Consider the following 16,860-nt stretch of genomic DNA (forward strand, 5'->3'; position numbering starts at 1 on the left):
CTTTCTATTCTTGAGCAGTCAATGCATCATACCAAGCATCACTGACTTCTTCACACCATTCGCTCGTGCCTTTAGTGATCGCGATATGCGCAAACCAGCTAGCTTTTGTCGCTCCATGCCAATGTTTGATCCCTTCGTTGATCTTGACTGCATCCCCGACTTTCAAAAGACGTGCTGGCTTGCCTTTTTCTTGATACCAACCTTCGCCAGCTGTTACTAGCAAAAGTTGGTAGCCATCGTGATGAATGTGCCAATTATTGCGACATCCAGGTTCAAAAGTAACGTTAGCAACATTGACATCAACGTTATCATCGCCTGAGATCAAAGGCTTCAAATAGCTAGCTTTATTAAAATATTTAGCGTAAGCTTCATTTTTTGCGCCAAATCCAAATGGATCATTTTTGGCTTCCCGTTCAAAATTACTCATCGATAGCACCCTCTCTATATTTTTCTCTTTTAGTCTAACCTTTCTATTATTTAATGTAAAATACTTATATCAAGTAATAAATCATCCATTTTAAACATCGTTTTAGAGCATGCTAATAAGTTAACTACTTGGGCAATTTTATTAAAAATAAAATAAATTAAACGACCGTTTTTAGTCTATCTGTGATATACTTCACTCAACATACATAATGCTTTATGTAGGCGTGTTCATCAGAAAGTGTAAAAATGAGGGGTGCACACGCTGAGCAAACATACCTGCTCAGGAAAAGTCGTTTTCAAACTCATAGAAAGGAAAAGCTATATTACTTTCTCTTAGTTAATTACTGAGCCTTTATTTTGTATAGTAGGGTCGCATATGTCAACAGTTGAACTAGATTGGGAAAACTTAGGATTTGATTACATGGAATTACCATACCGCTACCGGGCCTATTATCGTGACGGTAAGTGGCAAGAAGCTGGCCTAACTACAGATGCCAACATTACTTTAAATGAAGGTTCACCTGTTTTTCACTATGGTCAAGCTGCTTTTGAAGGACTTAAAGCTTATCGGTGTAAAGACGGCAGCATCAATCTTTTTCGCCCTGATCAAAATGCCAAACGTCTCCAAAACAGTTGTCAACGGCTTTTGATGCCTGAAGTACCAACTGACATGTTTATCGAAGGCTTAAAACAAGTCGTCAAAGCAAATGAAGCCTATCTTCCACCTTATGGTACTGGAGGAACTTTGTATTTGCGTCCAAATATCATCGGAGTCGGACCAAACATCGGGGTGCACCCAGCTAAAGAATATATCTTTACGATCTTTGCGATGCCAGTCGGAAACTACTTCAAGGGTGGTTTGACGCCAACTAACTTCTTAGCTGCTGATTATGATCGGGCAGCCCATAAAGGTACAGGGCAAAGTAAAGTCGGGGGAAATTATGCTGCTAGTCTTTTGCCTGGCGCTCAAGCTAAGGCAGCTGGCTTTGCTGACTGTATTTATTTAGATCCACTGACACATACTAAGATCGAAGAAGTCGGATCAGCTAACTTCTTTGGGATCACCAAAGATAACGAATTTGTCACACCAAAGTCTCCTTCGATCTTGCCAAGTGTAACTAAATATTCTTTACTCTACTTAGCTAAGCACCGGCTTGGGATGGAAACAAAAGAAACTGATATCTATTTAGATGATCTTGATCATTTGACTGAAGCTGGCGCTTGTGGGACAGCTGCTGTGATCACTCCGATCGGTGGCTTCCAGATCGGCGATAAACTTCACGTCTTTTATTCCCAAACTGAAGTCGGACCAGTTACTAAGAAGCTTTACGCTGAGTTGACTGGGATCCAATTTGGAGATGTCAAAGCACCTGAAGGGTGGATCGTCAAAGTCGATTAAAGCTAAAAAAAACGTCTCAAGTCGAGGCGTTTTTTCATTTGCGCTTATGTTTGACGACAGTAAAGAAATGTAAAGTGACTGCTAGTAAAGTATAAAAGATCACTACAAATGAGATAAAATTATTCCAAAAACCTAGCGTCTGCCCTAATAAGTGTAGTAAACCAGCTTGAATAAGCATCGTAATAAAAGCCATCACAGTAACGATAAAAAATAATTCAACATAACGTTTCATGCGCTGATCATCCTTTTTTTCTGCATTTCGTGCTTTTTGCCCTAATTTCAAGAGCTCTGTTTTTTTCTTAGGTGAAAGTTCCGTTATAAAATACGTATTTGTTTGAACTGCTTCGCCTAATTTGAGTAATCCGGCTGTCGTTAAGACTTTATCCATCGTGCGCAAAGCGCTATCAGTCACCCCAGTCACTAGATTCTCAAACGTCTTACTGTAACAATTTGTTAGAAGCAGGTAATGTTTGTCTTTAAATGTTGGCAGTGGATGTGGATCACCTTTTTTGTCAAAGCGTAAGATCTGAGCCCGTAAAGCATCTAAAAAGCTTTTCATTATTCCTGAAAGTCCCCCAAAATACGTTGGCGCCGCTAAGATCCAAACGTCTGCTGCTTTTAATTTTTCCAATAATTTTTGTTGATCTTTACTGTTTGGTGCCAGATCATAGTCGAGCAAAAAGATCGTTTCTGTTTCTTGTTGTGTACCTTTGAGTACTTCATTCAACATTTTGCCAGTGATCCCATCTCGCTTATAGCACCCCGCGATCCCGATGATCTTCATCTTCTTTCCCTTCTTTATCACTTAGTATCCTTATCTTACTGCTAAGCCGACTTCTTTGACCAGTATCTAGCTTTTTAAAATTTTAACTAAGCCTAAATTCAGTGTTATGGTATATTAATATATATATCATTTTTTAGTTTAAGGGGAATGCTTATGTCGAAAAAGCTACTTATCATCTTAAGTACGCTATGTACTTTGCTTTTTTTTACTAGCTTTAGTAGCACAGCTAAAGCACAAAAAACTTATCAGATCGGAACAGATGTGACTTATCCTCCATTTGAATTTGCAAATAAAGATAATCAATACGTTGGGATCGATATCGATATTTTAAAAGCGATCGCAAAAGCAGAAAATTTCAAAGTCGAGATCAAGCCAGTCGGTTTTAACGCAGCTGTTCAATCGCTCCAATCAGGACAGTTAGATGGGGTCATGGCTGGAATGGCGATCACTGATGAACGTAAAGTAAAATTTGATTTTTCCAAACCTTACTATAAAACTGGTTTTGTCATGGCAGTCGCTAAAGATAGTTCGATCAAAAGTTTAGCGCAACTCCGTGGAAAACGCGTTGCTTTAAAAACTGGGACAGCCGCCGCAGAATATGCGCTATCATTAAAAGACAAATATGGGTTTTCAACAGTAACTTTTGATGATTCTGATAATATGTATAACGATGTTGTCACTGGAAATTCAGTCGCTTGTTTTGAGGACGATCCAGTCATGCAATATGCGATCAAAACTGGAACTAAATTAACGATCGTCACTAAGCCAGCACGTGGGGGCTACTACGGTTTTGCCGTTGCTAAAGGTAAAAATCAAGAACTCTTGCAAAAATTCAATGCTGGGCTAGCTAAGATCAAGCAAAATGGTGAATATGCTAAGATCAAAGCCCGCTATTTGAGCACAAAAACAGTCAGTCAACAAAAAGAAGCTAAAACAGATAGCGCAAATGAAAGAACTTTTTGGGGCTTGCTCAAACAAAATCGCGAAGCCTTGTTGAAAGGTCTGGGTGAAACACTTTACTTAACGATCGTAGCGATCTTTTTTGCAACGATCTTTGGAGTTATCGTTGGTCTTTTAGGGATCTTACCTAATAAGTTTGCTCAAGGACTTTCAACAACGATCATTTATATTTTCCGAGGCTTACCACTCCTTGTCTTGGCACTCTTCATCTATAATGGGATCCCTTCCTTAACTGGGGTCAAGATCCCTGCCTTTATCGCTGGGGTCATTACTTTGATGTTAAATGAAGGAGCTTATACCGCTGCCTTTGTCAAAGGTGGGATCGAAGCTATCGATAAAGGGCAAATGGAAGCAGCCCGTTCATTAGGTCTTCCTTTTGGTAAAGCGATGCAAAAAGTCATCTTACCCCAAGGTTTGAGGCTGATGGTCCCTTCATTTATCAACCAATTTATCATTACATTAAAAGATACTTCGATCTTATCGATCATTGGGATCTTAGAATTGACTCAAACAGGTAAGATCATCATCGCCCGTAACTTAGAAGGTTTCAAAGTTTGGACGATCATTGCTTTGATCTACTTGATCGTGATCACGTTACTTACTTGGCTCTCAAATTACGTTCAAAAGAAAATGAATTAAAAAAATTCCGGCAAGTTCATTGCCGGAATTTTTTTAGCTCAAAGTGTGATCAGCTGATCGATCGGAATATCAAAAGCTTCCACGGTCCAAGTTGCCGTTGGATAAGCCATTGCCGGGGCGACTAAAGCGATCTTATTTCCTGGGAAATCTTTTAAATAACGATCGTAATAACCGCCCCCAAATCCGACCCGATAGTGTGTATCAAGTGCAAAAGCGATCCCCGGAACGATCAGCAGATCTATGTTAGAAATGATCCGTTCAGGAACATATTTAGGCTCTAAGACCCCAAAAGAGCTTCGTTCTAGATCTGCCGCTGTCAAAGCTTCTAAAAAGATCATTTGCCGTTTAGGTAACGTTCTTGGAAAAGCAACTTTTTTCCCTTCTGCATAGGCTTTTTGAATGAGTGCTTCGGTCGGAACTTCGATCTCACCTGCTAACGTCACTCCGATCGAGCGAGCGTTTTTCCAAGCCGATGTTTGCACTAATTTAGCTAGCAAATGTTGTGCGGCTTCTTTTGTCGCTTCCTTTTGCGCTGCTAATTTAGTTAGTTGTTGTTGACGAAATACTTTCTTTTCAAGCATAGTAGTCCCCCCTTTTCTTTATCTTACTACAAAAAAAGGATCGAGTTTCCCCGATCCTTTTAAAAATTAGTCTTCTTTATCTTCTTTAGTAGCATCGTCAGTTTGACGTTCTTTAATGACTAATTCACCGTCTTGCATAACAGCTTCTAAATGCTTAACATCAATGTTTTCCAAGTAGAAGTCTGTAACTTTGTCTCTGATCTGTTGTTCGATCACACGACGTAATGGACGTGCCCCCATGGCTTCATCGTAACCTTGTTCGATCAAGTAGTCTTTTGCTTCTTCATCAACGACAAGGTCGATATCTTTCTTAGCTAAGTTGCGGTTAACGTCACTCAACATCAAATCAACAATGTGGTGTAAATCTTCTTTGTTCAAATGCGAGAATTCGATCACACCGTTGAAACGGTTCAAGAATTCTGGTCTGAAGTATGGAGCTAAACGCTTCATGATCTCTTCATCTTTTTGATCATCACCTGTCAAAGCTTCATTACCAAAGCCGGCGTTTGAAGTTGCAATGATGACAGTATTCTTGAAGTTGACTGTATTTCCTTGACCATCTGTCAAGCGTCCATCATCTAAAACTTGTAATAACAAAGTAATAACTTGTGGATCTGCTTTTTCGATCTCATCTAATAAAACGATCGAATATGGTTGACGACGAACACGTTCTGTCAAAGTGTTGCTATTGTCATCATAACCAACATAACCCGCTGTCGTCCCGATCAATTTCGAAACAGCCGTCCGATCAGAGTATTCAGACATATCTAAACGAATGATCGCATCTTTGTTACCAAACATGTCGTAAGCCAATTGTTTAGCTAATTCTGTCTTACCAACACCTGTTGGTCCAACAAATAAGAAGGAACCAATTGGTCGATTACCGTCATCAAAACCAGCACGGTTACGACGAATAGCCCGTGAAACGGCTTCAACAGCTTCATCTTGTCCGATAACTTTACCCTTCAAACGACTTTCGATGCTTCTCAAGCGTTCGATATCACTAGCCCCCATCTTCGAAACTGGGATACCAGTCAAACGTTCAACTGATTCAGCCACATCATTAACAGTTGCAGTAACTTTTTGAGCTTCAGAATTACTGTTCAATTGTTTTTCTAATTCATCGATCTTAGCTTTAACATTCAAAGCTTCTTCATAGTCTTCTTTATCTGCTGCTGCTTGTTGTTCATCTTTAGCCTTCTTGATCTCAGCTTCAAGTTGTTTGGCATCAACAACTGTATGTTGTGATGCTAAGTGTGCTGAAGTCATATCTACAAGGTCGATCGCCTTATCTGGCAATGTTCTTTGTGGGATATATTGAACTGAGAAATCAACAGCAGCTTTCAAAACATCATCTGGTAAGATCACGTTGTGGTGATCTTCATAAAGCTTTCTGATCCCTTCTAAGATCTTCAATGTGTCTTCTGGACTTGGTTCATTAACGACAACTTCATTGAAACGCCGTGCTAAAGCAGCGTTCTTCAAGATCGTATTCCGATATTCGTCTTGTGTCGTAGCCCCGATCACAGAGATCTCGCCCCGTGACAAAGCTGGCTTCAAAATATCAGCAAGTCCTTTAGAACCACTATCACCGCCAGTTGAACCAGCCCCTAAGATCTGATGGATCTCATCAAAGAAGAGGATGATATTGCCAGCTTCTTTAACTTCGTTGACTAAGTTTTGAATATTTTCTTCAAAACTACCACGATATTGTGTACCAGCTTCAAGCGAAGAAATATCAATACTTACGATCTCTTTGTTCTTGATCGCTGCTGGAACATCACCTTTGACGATCGCTTGCGCAAGTCCTTCTACAACAGCCGTCTTACCAACACCAGCATCCCCTACTAAAACTGGATTGTTCTTTGTTCGACGTGCTAAGATCTCAGCTGTTTCTTGGATCTCTTTCTTACGTCCGATAACAGGATCTAACTTGCCTTCACGTGCATCATTTGTCAAGTTACGTCCTAATTTTTGTAAAACGCTACCTTCTTGTTGACCAGCTTGTTGCATTGCTTGTTGTTGCGCTGCAGCTTGTTGATTTTGTGGAAGTTTACCTGTTTGACGATATTGTCTGAATTCTTCCGGTGTCACTTCATGACCGTTGATCATGTAGCGACTGTTTTCATTACCTAAGCCATTGTTTCCCCATAATTGATTGAAAATGTCGTCCATATCTCCAAAAGGATCTGTATATCTTGCCATAATTATCCCTCACTCCTGTTTTTAATAACTCTTTCTTTATAACATCTGTAATTTACAACTTATTTTTTGAATTTGCAACCAATAAGACTCACACATCAAAAAGCCCAAGTTCACCTAGCACATATCGTACTTAACTAGAGCTTTTTTGTCATAAACCGTTTGCCATCATCGACTTAGTCACTTCCAAGTCAGATAATTCTCCTCTAACTCTTGCAACACTTGCCACATCGTCACGTGCTGTGCTTTAGCTAAAGCATCAAGATCACGGAGATTCAGAGAAGTCGCACGGGTCTGTTGCTTATTGAACGATTTATGCAGGGTCGTATATCCATAACCCGACCTCTTGGATACTTCATAGATCGTGAGTTCTTTTTCACGTAAGTACCCTTTGATGTCGATCTCCACGAAGGTCACCTGCCATTTCGATTTTTAGGAGAAGATCATCATTGATCATCCTCACAAATATAGTATATCACATCTGTGGAGTTTTACAAGTGTAAAATACCAAAAATGTGAAATAATTTTTAAAATTATTTCATACTCTTTTTTATGTAAAAAAAACACCACTGACTAGCGCAATGTCATTAAGTTAAGAGAGCTTGTATCAAATTTCAATTTAGAAATTTGATACAAGCTCTCTTTTTTGACATCTATGACGTTAATAGAGATTATTAATGTACGGAGGTGAGCATTATGAATATAGCACAACTGAAAAAGTTATTTTTAACTACCCTTGACTCGATCGACCAAGAAAAAGAAAAATATGTTGTCGATCCCAAACGTGATTTTATACGTCAGAGAAAACTTGTTTTTAAAGACACGCTACTTTATATTCTATCAATGGGTGGCGGGACTATTCTAAGTGAATTATCACAACTAACAGGAGGTATACCGGAACTCACTGTTTCAGCTTTTACACAACAAAGATATAAAGTAAAAGCTGAGGCGTTTAAAAAATTCTTCCATCTGTTTTCCGATCGATTATCACAAAACACTCAAAGTCAAATCAGGATCCTAGCTATCGATGGCTCTAGTATTCATATCCCAACTGATCCAACTGATAAAAGCTCTTATTTTCCATCTCCAAATGGTCGCAAAGCTTATAATTTACTTCACCTTAACGCACTCTTTGACTTAGACAAACAAATTTATACAGATGTGATCGTCCAAAAAGGTATGGATAATGAGCGCAATGCCTTGAATAAAATGATCGCTCGTTCTAAAATCCCTAAGGCGCTCATTATTGGCGATAGAGGATATGAATCTTATAATACCTTAGCGCACATCCAAGAAAAAGGTTGGTCTTTCTTGATCAGAGTACGAAACAACAATGGCGTGATCAGTGGAATAGCACTTCCAGATGAACGCCAATTCGATAAACATTTCACACTAAAATTAACACGTAAACAAACTAGAGAAACTAAGGAATTATTTAGAGAACGTAATTCTTATAGATTTATACCGGCCAATGTGACCTTCGATTTTTTATCACAAAAAACCAAGAAAGCTGACCCAACTGAATTTTATTCACTTGAATTTAGAATAGTACGTTTTTCTGTATCCGAAGACAAGGATGTGACTGTAGTAACTAATCTAAATCAAAGTTCATATCCAGCTTGGAAACTAAAAAAGCTTTACCATTTACGTTGGGGGATAGAAACAGCATTCAGGACATTGAAACATACCTTGGGATTATTGAACTTTCACGCTAAAAAAATAGTGGGGATCCTTCAAGAGATCTACGCTAAACTTATAGTGTACAATTTCACCCAAATGATCATAGATCATGTATCACTCCAAGAAAAGGCTCGATCATATCAATATAAAGTTAATTTTACAGTCGCTGTGAGACTGTGTAGATCTTTTATTAGAGGAAAATCCCCACCAAAACGGTTAGAATCCTATATTTCTAAAAATATTCTTCCAATCAGGAATGGTCGGCATTATAAAAGATCATCCAGCAGAAGAAAAGCATCAGGATTCAACTACAGAATAACATAAAAGAACGTGCTGATAAAAAAATTTGATTAACTATCAGCTTATTTGTCGTGATAAAAAGAGATCAGATAACTACAAAATATGTTTCTGATCTCTTTTTCAATATCTAATCTTTAGTACTGTAGGCTTAACTTAATGACATTGCTGACTAGCGGTGTTTTCATAGATATTTTTCGTCAACCACCACTGACTAAAGTCAGTGGCTTGTGAGCCGAAAATCCTTACAGATTTCGAACCACAATTTGCGTAGATAGGGACAACTTATTTGACCAACCGAAATTGTAATCAAACAGCGGTCGTCTAATTACCAACGCCTTTTATGTCCCCAGGTTGCCATAGGGACAGATAAGATAAGCTAAGCTAGTTTAGCTATTCCCTTATCAAGAATATTTTTAGCTGCGTTCCAGTCACGAATATGGTGAATACCACAGTTAGGACAAGTCCATTTTCGGTCATCTAGCGTTAGTTTGTCCGTCCCATTAGTGCCCATCACAAAGCCACAATCGCAACATGTTTGGGTAGTGTTTCTTGGATTGATTGTGATAAATTGACGCCCATAAAGCTTTGCTTTATAAGCCAACATGCCAAGAAATGTTCGCCAACCAACGTCAGAAATACTAAGTGCTAAAGCATGATTTTTAAGCATATTCTTGCTACGCAACTCTTCGGCTACTACTAAATCGTGGTTCTTGATTAATGCAGTAGAGATTTGTTGGAGAAAATTATGTCTTTGGTTCATTACTTTGGCATGGAGTTTGGCAACTAGCAAGCGTTGCTTTTGGTAATTTTTACTATCGCGTAAAGAACGATGTTCTTTTTTTGCACGTTGTTGCCGTCTAGATAAAATGCGCTGTTCTTTGGCTAATTTACCTTTAATAGTGCGATAATATCGTGGATTAGGAACTATGTTACCTTCACTGTCGGTTAAGAAGTTATCAGTATTAAGATCAACTCCAACATGCCCATGAGTAGCTTTGGCCACTTTAACAAAAGATTCATCTGAAGCTAACTGCATTGATAAGAAGAAGCGATCCGCTGAATCTTTAGTCAACGTCACAGTACCAATTCTAGTCTCGCATATTCTTTTCAAAAGCCGTGCTTGCGAACCGGCAACACGTAACAGTCCGATTTTAGGGACTTTGACATGGCTATTATCTAGAAAACAGATTGTACCGTTAGTTAGCAACGCAGTCTTTTGCCCTGGGTATTGACAATTGGTTTGATAACGCCAGCGATAATTCTTTCGATGAAACTTAGGAACACCAGCGGTGTGAACCTTCCGAAAAGCATTCCAAGCTTTCCGATAGTTCTGAATGGCATTAGCTTTCGTCAAACTATCAATTCGTTTATCTTCTAAGAATTGATAGTGATTAGACATTTGCTTAGCGTTTTGGCGCATAGTTAGTTGCTTAATACGATCCCTAACTATGTCAATCGGTAGCTTAACTCTGCGAAGCTGCATCAGTTCCTTATTGATCGCAACCATTTCGTTATAGATAAAGCGACTAGCGTCACTGTTGATTTTAATCAACTGCTTTTGTTGGTCACTAGGATAGCAGCGCATTTTTAGGCCATAATGATATTTCATTTTTGCCATTGACTTCATTGGATTTCACCTCCCTTATTGATATAATAACATTATATCATGATGTCAATATATTAACAAAGGAGACCATATTATGACTAAAGAAAAAATCAAAGAGGCCATTTATACTCGTCGTTATATCTATAATTTCCATTACCATTTGATCTGGGTAACTAAATATCGCAATCAGACTTTTACAACCGAGGCCTTATCTAACGAAATGAAAGCTATCTTGCAGCAAGTTGCAGATAACAATGACATCGTAATCGAAAAGATGGAAGTCATGCCGGATCACATTCATATGCTGATCAGTTTTCCGCCAAGCAAAGCGCCGGCTAGTGCCATTAAGGCGCTCAAAGGACGTAGTGCCTATATTTTTTTACAAAATCATCCAGAAATACGACGTAGCCAATATTGGGGCGGTCATCTTTGGTCGCCAAGTTACTATATGAGTACATTGGGCAATATGAGCAAAGAAGTTGTCGAGAAATATATCAATGACCAAAAATATACAGAAACAAACAAAAAGCCCCATAAAGAGGCTCAATAGTGGCCTATCCATCCCATGACTAAAGTCACGGAATTTCCGGCTAGGCGTCATTAAATAACTGGACGAGGACAATATTTAGGCATCAAAAGATCAAAGTCATAAGCTTCTAATGCTTTAAGTCCTTCTTTTGTAACATCAAAGTAAGCTGTCAGACCTTGAGCGATCATCAAATTGACTTCTTTTTCACTGTCAAATTGGATCACGATCACAGGCGTCCGTGTTGCATAAGCATAACCGATCTCAAAAGCTGTTCCTGAGTCTGGTTCGTTTTCTTTTGTTTCTTCTAACTTGTAATCAACGATCGCAACGACCACATCGCTTGCATCGATCTGAGATGTGTCTAGTTGAAAAGCTGCTTTTTGCCATTCTAAGCTTCCAAATTCAGCTTTTGTATATTCATTTTCATGTGGGACAAAGATCGCTTTTTCATCGATCGTCGGATTTTTTTCTAAAGCTGCTTTAACTTGGGCGATCCGCTCTTTTTGTGCTGGACTAAAAAATGGTGATGCTAAATATACTGATTTCATCAAGTTCTCCTCTAAAAGTTAACATTATTATACTTCAAGTATAAATTATTCGTATTTTTTCAGCAAGTGATATCTACCCACAAGATGTTGTGGGTCTTTAAAAAAATACACAAGATACGCTTTATTTTTTACTGATTTCCGAGTATGATGGTTAGAGGTAATTATAATAGTTAACGATTTTTAGAGAAAGGATGCTTCAATCATTTTGATCACACTATCAGGAATCATCGGCTCAGGTAAGTCGAGTTTAACAGAGATCTTAGCCCAAGAATTAGGCACTAAAGCATACTATGAACCAGTTAAAGATAATCCCGTCTTGCCGATCTTTTATAAAGGTAATGAGATCGCAGCCAAAAAACGGGCTGCTGGCGACAAAGACGCTACTAACCCCTATGCTTATCTTCTTCAAACTTTCTTTTTGAATCGACGCTTTGCAATGATCAAAGCTGCGATGCAAGAAGACAATAATATTCTTGACCGTTCGATCTATGAAGATGAGATCTTCATGAAGATGAACACTGAAATGGGTAATGCAACAGATGTTGAATATGATATCTATAAGAGCTTACTTGCGAATATGATGGAAGAGCTCCCCTTTGCTTCACATAAAAAATCTCCCGATCTGATGATCACGATCAAAGTTTCTTATGATACGATGATCAAGCGGATCGAGAAACGGGGCCGTGAATATGAATTAGTCGAACGCGATCCTTCTTTAGTTGAATACTATCAACGTCTCTTACGTCACTATGACATTTGGATGGCAGAATACGATTCTTCACCATTACTCGTGATCGATGGCGATAAATATGATTTTGTCTCAAATGTAACTGATCGTGTTGCTGTTTTAGAACAGATCGAAGACAAACTTTTTGAATTAAACAACCTTGATGCACAACAATTAGCTCGTTTGAAAGAAAAACACGTTGAATTACTCAAAGAGATCGGTTAAAAATAAAGTTAGGTCGACTTAGACCTAACTTTATTTTTTTCGAAAGTGAGGTATCTTTATGCCACTACACACAAAACGTCCGTTCACTTATCCACTTTGGATCTATTTGTCATGTTCCCTGCTCTTTCTAGTCGTTTTAAGCCTCGCTCAATTGGCAATACCTACCTTGTCTGAAAATAGTGGCTGGCCTTATTTTTTGGCTGTCATCGTCATTCTTTTTACGCTCTATCTTGCAAGCTCAAGAAATTTATTAAACCAACTCAAAACTACCTTTGAAGTACAACGCCCTTCCAAAAAGATGCTTCTTTATATGATCAGCTGTCTTTTTTTATGTCAAACGCTCTTTTCTTTCAGTGATGGGCTGGTCGAAGGGCTACTAAACTTTATTGGCCACAGCGCCACTGAACAGATCGAAGCTGCTAGTGGTAGTAGTACAACTTGGTCGATGTTTTTTTATACGATCTGTCTTGCACCTTTATGCGAAGAATTGCTCTTTCGCGGTTTTCTTTACCAGAGTTTTTTAAAGTGCGGTAAAAATTTTGCTATCTTTTTTTCCGCACTGCTCTTTGGACTTTACCATGCCAACATCGTGCAAACGCCTTTTGCTTTTGTCCTAGGGATCGTCCTTGGCTATATAACGGCTATTTACGGCTTGAAATATGCTATTTTCTTACATATTTTCAATAATCTAGTCCTCGGAGAGATATTTGATCTTTGCTTGCAACATTTTCCCCAGATCAGCGGGCCATTGCTCGAGATAACGCACTTTAGCTTCGTTTTGATCGCACTTTATTTCTTATATCACTACCGCACAAAGATCAAATACTTTTATCAAAGGGCACCTTTTTCAAAAAAAGTTTGGCGCCAAGCAACTTTCAATTTGCCGTTTTGTCTGATTTTAGTGACAACGTTTGGCTTGATGTTTCTCACCTTAAACTAGCTTATTGCTTGCAGTTCAACAAAGTTAAGCGTTATGATAAAAATAAATCATTAAAGGCAGGGTGAAAGGTTATGACAGTTACTTATAGACAGATCCTAGTTGCAGTCGATGGTTCTAACGGGGCAAACGCCGCCTTGAAAACAGCGGTCGAAGTTGCAAAACGTAATGATGCTCATTTAGATATCCTCCGTGTTTTAGATCTCAACTCACTTGAATACGGTGGCGCTGGGATCGCCTTAGACGGTGAACAGATCTACCGCATCGAACAAGAAAATGAACAATATCTGCTCGAACTACGTAATGATCTGATCAAAAAGTATGACTTCAGACCAGAACAGATCAATGTTCATATTCGTTTTGGAAACCCTAAACTCGTGATCGCAGAAGACTTTCCTGAAGAATATCAGTCTGATTTGATCATTGTTGGTTCGACTGGCAAAAATATCTTACACCGGATCGTTACTGGTTCAGTCGCTGCTCACGTTACCCGCGTAGCAAATTGTGACGTTCTCGTTGCCCGCACGACAGAGGCTGACCTCAAATAGTTTTTTCTAAGAGCTCGTAAAAGGGCTCTTTTTTTAGCTAAAACGGCGTTGCGCCTTGAATATGAGTGTGGTATCATAAGCTCCGTTAGTGTCACTTATATCCTTGATGCTGCGCGGTAAAGCAATTTTACTGCGCAGTTTTGAGACACTTTCCTCTACTGCAGCTGATCTGTCTTAGTTTTTTGAGTATTTGCGGTACTCGTTTGCTTGACAATATCAGCTGCTTTTTTAGCGCTTCAATAAAATTTTTTGGTCATTCATTTAATGATATCCCCATTTTATTATAACTTAAGTATTAAAAAACTTTTATATATCACCATAAACTTGGCAAGATCTTTCACTTGTATAAGAAAACGCAGTTAAACAGATCATTTTAAACTTGATAAAATGAACTTTTTTTAATTTTTACCCAAAAAGTACATCACCTAATAGGTGTATAATGTTGTTATTCTTGGCGTTTTATACTTTTTTATAGAAATGAGGGATAAGCTATGTTAAAAGCTTTAGTTATGTTCACTAAACAAAAGCATGTCAAAAACTGCTTCTTAGCCGTAACTTACGGGCTACTTTCTGCGATCGCCGTCAATCTCTTTTTGAATAACGCACAATCGTATTCGATCGGCGTAACTGGGATCGCCCAACTCTTACAAGCGATCTTAGCGGCAACAGGGATCCACCTCACTTTGAGCCTTTTGATGTTTCTTTTGAATATCCCGTTGTTTATCTTTGCTTGGCATGCTTTTGGCTTAAGGTATATTACATATTCGCTTCTAGCAGTCATCTCAAGTATCAGCTTTATCCAGCTTATCCCAGAAGCTGTGATCGTCAAAGATCCACTGACTAATACTTTGATCGGCGCGGCCCTTGTCGGGATCGGCGTTGGTTTTTGTTTCAATAACGGTTTTTCGACTGGGGGAACAGATATCATCGTTAACTTTATCCAATTGCGCTATCACAAAAAAGTCGGCTTCGTCAATAATCTGATCAACAGCTTGATCTTGATCATCACGGCCCTTTTCTTTGATCTAGGACGGACAGTTTATAGTTTGATCGGGATGCTCGTGACAAGTTATTTGATGGATCATTTCTTTATTTTACAAAAAGACGTCAATATTTTGATTTTTACTAAAAAATCAGCTCAGATCACTGATAGTTTAAAAAAATTCGTTCACGGAGCAACACTTGTCCAAGGAACGGGAGTCTATACCGGTGAACCGACCGATGTGATCATTATCGTTGCGCAAAAAAGCCAGTTAAATTACTTAAAACATTTGATCCAGGCAGTCGATCCCGATGCCTTTATCAGTACGCAAAGCGCAAACGCCGAATTAGGAAACTATCAACGCGTCTTTGACGCTTAACGTTCGAGCAAGTTAGAAAGGTTTAGTAGTCATGAAAAAATTTTTGTTATTTTCCACATGTTTATTCACATTCTTGTGTTTTAGCCCTGTTGTCAAAGCTGATCAAAAGATCACGATCGATGGTAAATTTGATGATTGGAATGATGTTCCTAAAACAGACATCTCTTTTTCTTATGATACTTACAACATCAAACAGATGGCACTCTTAGCAGACGACAAAGATCTTGATCTTTACATCAACATGTCACCTTACCGTGGCAACGGTTATAGTACTTTGCAACCTGCTGGCTATCAACTTTGGATCGGTGAGCGGCATTATTTTTTAGACTTTAAATCAGTCGACGGTCAATATTTTGACAGCAATAACTTAGCTCCAGGAAGCTCAAAAGAATTCAAAGTTTATATTTATGAAGAAAACGGTCGTGTCAATAAACTTTCTGCTACTTCTAAAGGTTATGTGACACGTGAAAAAACTGACTTGAGTCACAACGATATCGCCGAAGTCAAACTTCCATTGCGCGATTTTGAAGTCGATAGCTTAGTCGATCAAAAGATCACGATCAAAAATTATAACCTGGGTGATCAAGAACTTGTCGTTACTGGAGCTAGTACAAGTCCCTATCTTCTAGCAGCACTTGGTGCACTCTTTGCCACTAGTTTTGTTTATTATAAAAAGCGTTCTACTAAAGTTAGGTGGCTCGGTTGATGTTATATACGACGATCTTTTGGATCTGCTTTAGTTTATGGATCTATGCACTCTCAGTCTTAAAACGCGCTAAACTCGCCGGCTTTTATTTTATCGTTGGTAGTATCGGACTTTTTGCGACATGTATCTTTCTTTTTCAAGATTACTTAGTTTGGCTGTTTTCAGCGGTTCTTTGTCGTAGTTTAAGACCGATCGGACTCTTTACAGGTCTTTTTTCAACTGTAAACGATAATTTGCTCATTTTAAAGCGTCCTTTAGAGACACTTTACGTTTACCTTGATTTTGAATGCTCTGGCGTGATCGAAACGACTGCCTTCTTTGGTCTGATCATGTTTTATCCCCTCTATACAAGAAAAGAGCGTTCATTTTTAGCTTTGACTGGAATAGCTTATATTTACTTTGCTAACTTCTTTAGGATCTTATTGATCGTAGGGGTGCTCCAAATGGGTGGTAGCACTTGGTTTTATTTTGTACACTCGATCTTAGGACGTTTATTTTTCTACGTTTTGATCATTACTTTATACTATAACGTCTTTACCCGTTCGCATATCGTACAAAAATATCTCCAACGCCTCGAGCCTGGGGCAACACTAGCTTAAAAAACTGTCGTACAAAAAGTTAAATGTGGGTCAGACAGTTTTTTTAGGTCTGTAAAATTATTTAGAAAGGATAAACTATATTTCTTTTTCGTCGCTTTTTGAC

The 16,860-nt window shown here is 38.6% G+C and carries 17 protein-coding genes; 10 read left to right on the top strand and 7 right to left on the bottom strand.

Features of this window, described 5'->3' with window-relative positions; all coding sequences use genetic code 11:
- Positions 1–4: 4 nt before the first annotated feature.
- Positions 5–427 (bottom strand): cupin domain-containing protein, encoded by a 423-nt coding sequence (locus QFX10_RS03250; protein ID WP_280606791.1) that lies wholly within the window; start codon positions 425–427, stop codon positions 5–7.
- Positions 428–802: 375 nt separating this feature from the next.
- Here QFX10_RS03250 and QFX10_RS03255 point away from each other — a divergent pair, with 375 nt between their 5' ends.
- Positions 803–1,825 carry a branched-chain amino acid aminotransferase gene (locus QFX10_RS03255; RefSeq protein WP_280606792.1) on the top strand — a complete coding sequence of 341 codons (1,023 nt, stop codon included), beginning with the start codon at positions 803–805 and terminating at the stop codon, positions 1,823–1,825.
- 34 nt (positions 1,826–1,859) lie between these two features.
- Here QFX10_RS03255 and QFX10_RS03260 read toward each other — a convergent pair whose 3' ends face one another.
- On the bottom strand, positions 1,860–2,609 hold the full coding sequence (locus QFX10_RS03260) for a flavodoxin family protein (protein ID WP_280607224.1): 750 nt from the start codon (positions 2,607–2,609) through the stop codon (positions 1,860–1,862).
- A 153-nt stretch (positions 2,610–2,762) separates the two neighbouring features.
- Between QFX10_RS03260 and QFX10_RS03265 the strand changes: the two genes are divergently transcribed.
- Positions 2,763–4,208, top strand: a complete 1,446-nt coding sequence (locus QFX10_RS03265; protein ID WP_280606793.1) for an amino acid ABC transporter substrate-binding protein/permease — start codon at positions 2,763–2,765, stop codon at positions 4,206–4,208.
- Positions 4,209–4,246: 38 nt separating this feature from the next.
- On the opposite strand, the gene QFX10_RS03270 is transcribed toward QFX10_RS03265, so the two are convergent.
- The 3 genes from QFX10_RS03270 to QFX10_RS03280 form a co-directional block, all read right to left on the bottom strand.
- Positions 4,247–4,789: a 5-formyltetrahydrofolate cyclo-ligase gene (locus tag QFX10_RS03270; RefSeq protein ID WP_280606794.1), complete on the bottom strand. Its 543-nt coding sequence runs from the start codon at positions 4,787–4,789 to the stop codon at positions 4,247–4,249.
- Between the two features lie 66 nt (positions 4,790–4,855).
- The gene (locus tag QFX10_RS03275; protein WP_280606795.1) at positions 4,856–6,994 is read right to left on the bottom strand and encodes an ATP-dependent Clp protease ATP-binding subunit; all 2,139 of its coding nucleotides are present in this window, start codon (positions 6,992–6,994) and stop codon (positions 4,856–4,858) included.
- Between the two features lie 177 nt (positions 6,995–7,171).
- On the bottom strand, positions 7,172–7,399 hold the full coding sequence (locus QFX10_RS03280; RefSeq protein WP_280606796.1) for a helix-turn-helix domain-containing protein: 228 nt from the start codon (positions 7,397–7,399) through the stop codon (positions 7,172–7,174).
- A 288-nt stretch (positions 7,400–7,687) separates the two neighbouring features.
- Between QFX10_RS03280 and QFX10_RS03285 the strand changes: the two genes are divergently transcribed.
- The gene (locus QFX10_RS03285) at positions 7,688–8,995 is read left to right on the top strand and encodes an IS4 family transposase (RefSeq protein ID WP_280605492.1); all 1,308 of its coding nucleotides are present in this window, start codon (positions 7,688–7,690) and stop codon (positions 8,993–8,995) included.
- A gap of 352 nt (positions 8,996–9,347) precedes the next feature.
- Here the strand turns inward: QFX10_RS03285 and QFX10_RS03290 are convergent, their stop codons facing one another.
- Complete coding sequence (locus QFX10_RS03290; RefSeq protein ID WP_280606797.1) at positions 9,348–10,598, bottom strand: RNA-guided endonuclease InsQ/TnpB family protein; 1,251 nt, start codon at positions 10,596–10,598, stop codon at positions 9,348–9,350.
- Positions 10,599–10,671: 73 nt separating this feature from the next.
- On the opposite strand from QFX10_RS03290, the gene tnpA reads away from it, so the two are divergent.
- Positions 10,672–11,127, top strand: a complete 456-nt coding sequence (gene tnpA / locus QFX10_RS03295) for an IS200/IS605 family transposase (RefSeq protein WP_280606798.1) — start codon at positions 10,672–10,674, stop codon at positions 11,125–11,127.
- A gap of 50 nt (positions 11,128–11,177) precedes the next feature.
- On the opposite strand, the gene QFX10_RS03300 is transcribed toward tnpA, so the two are convergent.
- Entirely contained in the window at positions 11,178–11,654 is a 477-nt protein-coding gene (locus tag QFX10_RS03300; protein WP_280606799.1) for a nucleoside 2-deoxyribosyltransferase, read from the bottom strand.
- 205 nt (positions 11,655–11,859) lie between these two features.
- Between QFX10_RS03300 and QFX10_RS03305 the strand changes: the two genes are divergently transcribed.
- The 6 genes from QFX10_RS03305 to xrtG all read left to right on the top strand — a co-directional run bounded on the left by QFX10_RS03305 (position 11,860) and on the right by xrtG (position 16,757).
- Entirely contained in the window at positions 11,860–12,606 is a 747-nt protein-coding gene (locus QFX10_RS03305) for a deoxynucleoside kinase (RefSeq protein ID WP_280606800.1), read from the top strand.
- 58 nt (positions 12,607–12,664) lie between these two features.
- The gene (locus tag QFX10_RS03310) at positions 12,665–13,546 is read left to right on the top strand and encodes a CPBP family intramembrane glutamic endopeptidase (RefSeq protein WP_280606801.1); all 882 of its coding nucleotides are present in this window, start codon (positions 12,665–12,667) and stop codon (positions 13,544–13,546) included.
- 71 nt (positions 13,547–13,617) lie between these two features.
- Positions 13,618–14,091 carry a universal stress protein gene (locus QFX10_RS03315; protein ID WP_280606802.1) on the top strand — a complete coding sequence of 158 codons (474 nt, stop codon included), beginning with the start codon at positions 13,618–13,620 and terminating at the stop codon, positions 14,089–14,091.
- Positions 14,092–14,582: 491 nt separating this feature from the next.
- Positions 14,583–15,452 carry a YitT family protein gene (locus QFX10_RS03320; protein ID WP_280606803.1) on the top strand — a complete coding sequence of 290 codons (870 nt, stop codon included), beginning with the start codon at positions 14,583–14,585 and terminating at the stop codon, positions 15,450–15,452.
- A 31-nt stretch (positions 15,453–15,483) separates the two neighbouring features.
- Positions 15,484–16,158, top strand: coding sequence for a Firmicu-CTERM sorting domain-containing protein (locus tag QFX10_RS03325; RefSeq protein WP_280606804.1), 675 nt, complete (start codon positions 15,484–15,486; stop codon positions 16,156–16,158).
- The gene (xrtG, locus tag QFX10_RS03330) at positions 16,158–16,757 is read left to right on the top strand and encodes an exosortase family protein XrtG (RefSeq protein WP_280606805.1); all 600 of its coding nucleotides are present in this window, start codon (positions 16,158–16,160) and stop codon (positions 16,755–16,757) included. Before QFX10_RS03325 ends, xrtG begins: the two co-directional genes overlap by 1 nt.
- The last annotated feature ends 103 nt before the right edge of the window (positions 16,758–16,860 follow it).

This window comes from Ligilactobacillus faecis (genome assembly GCF_029889745.1).
Taxonomy (GTDB): Bacteria; Bacillota; Bacilli; order Lactobacillales; family Lactobacillaceae; genus Ligilactobacillus; species Ligilactobacillus faecis.

What these genes read in the sequence shown, in the direction of transcription:
- xrtG (WP_280606805.1), top strand. Translation starts at nt 16,158, where the DNA reads ATGTTATATACGACGATCTTTTGGATCTGCTTTAGTTTATGGATCTAT.
- QFX10_RS03285 (WP_280605492.1), top strand. Translation starts at nt 7,688, where the DNA reads ATGAATATAGCACAACTGAAAAAGTTATTTTTAACTACCCTTGACTCG.
- QFX10_RS03325 (WP_280606804.1), top strand. Translation starts at nt 15,484, where the DNA reads ATGAAAAAATTTTTGTTATTTTCCACATGTTTATTCACATTCTTGTGT.
- QFX10_RS03265 (WP_280606793.1), top strand. Translation starts at nt 2,763, where the DNA reads ATGTCGAAAAAGCTACTTATCATCTTAAGTACGCTATGTACTTTGCTT.
- tnpA (WP_280606798.1), top strand. Translation starts at nt 10,672, where the DNA reads ATGACTAAAGAAAAAATCAAAGAGGCCATTTATACTCGTCGTTATATC.
- QFX10_RS03255 (WP_280606792.1), top strand. Translation starts at nt 803, where the DNA reads ATGTCAACAGTTGAACTAGATTGGGAAAACTTAGGATTTGATTACATG.
- QFX10_RS03275 (WP_280606795.1), bottom strand. Translation starts at nt 6,994, where the DNA reads ATGGCAAGATATACAGATCCTTTTGGAGATATGGACGACATTTTCAAT.
- QFX10_RS03260 (WP_280607224.1), bottom strand. Translation starts at nt 2,609, where the DNA reads ATGAAGATCATCGGGATCGCGGGGTGCTATAAGCGAGATGGGATCACT.
- QFX10_RS03250 (WP_280606791.1), bottom strand. Translation starts at nt 427, where the DNA reads ATGAGTAATTTTGAACGGGAAGCCAAAAATGATCCATTTGGATTTGGC.
- QFX10_RS03270 (WP_280606794.1), bottom strand. Translation starts at nt 4,789, where the DNA reads ATGCTTGAAAAGAAAGTATTTCGTCAACAACAACTAACTAAATTAGCA.
- QFX10_RS03300 (WP_280606799.1), bottom strand. Translation starts at nt 11,654, where the DNA reads ATGAAATCAGTATATTTAGCATCACCATTTTTTAGTCCAGCACAAAAA.
- QFX10_RS03310 (WP_280606801.1), top strand. Translation starts at nt 12,665, where the DNA reads ATGCCACTACACACAAAACGTCCGTTCACTTATCCACTTTGGATCTAT.
- QFX10_RS03320 (WP_280606803.1), top strand. Translation starts at nt 14,583, where the DNA reads ATGTTAAAAGCTTTAGTTATGTTCACTAAACAAAAGCATGTCAAAAAC.
- QFX10_RS03315 (WP_280606802.1), top strand. Translation starts at nt 13,618, where the DNA reads ATGACAGTTACTTATAGACAGATCCTAGTTGCAGTCGATGGTTCTAAC.
- QFX10_RS03290 (WP_280606797.1), bottom strand. Translation starts at nt 10,598, where the DNA reads ATGAAGTCAATGGCAAAAATGAAATATCATTATGGCCTAAAAATGCGC.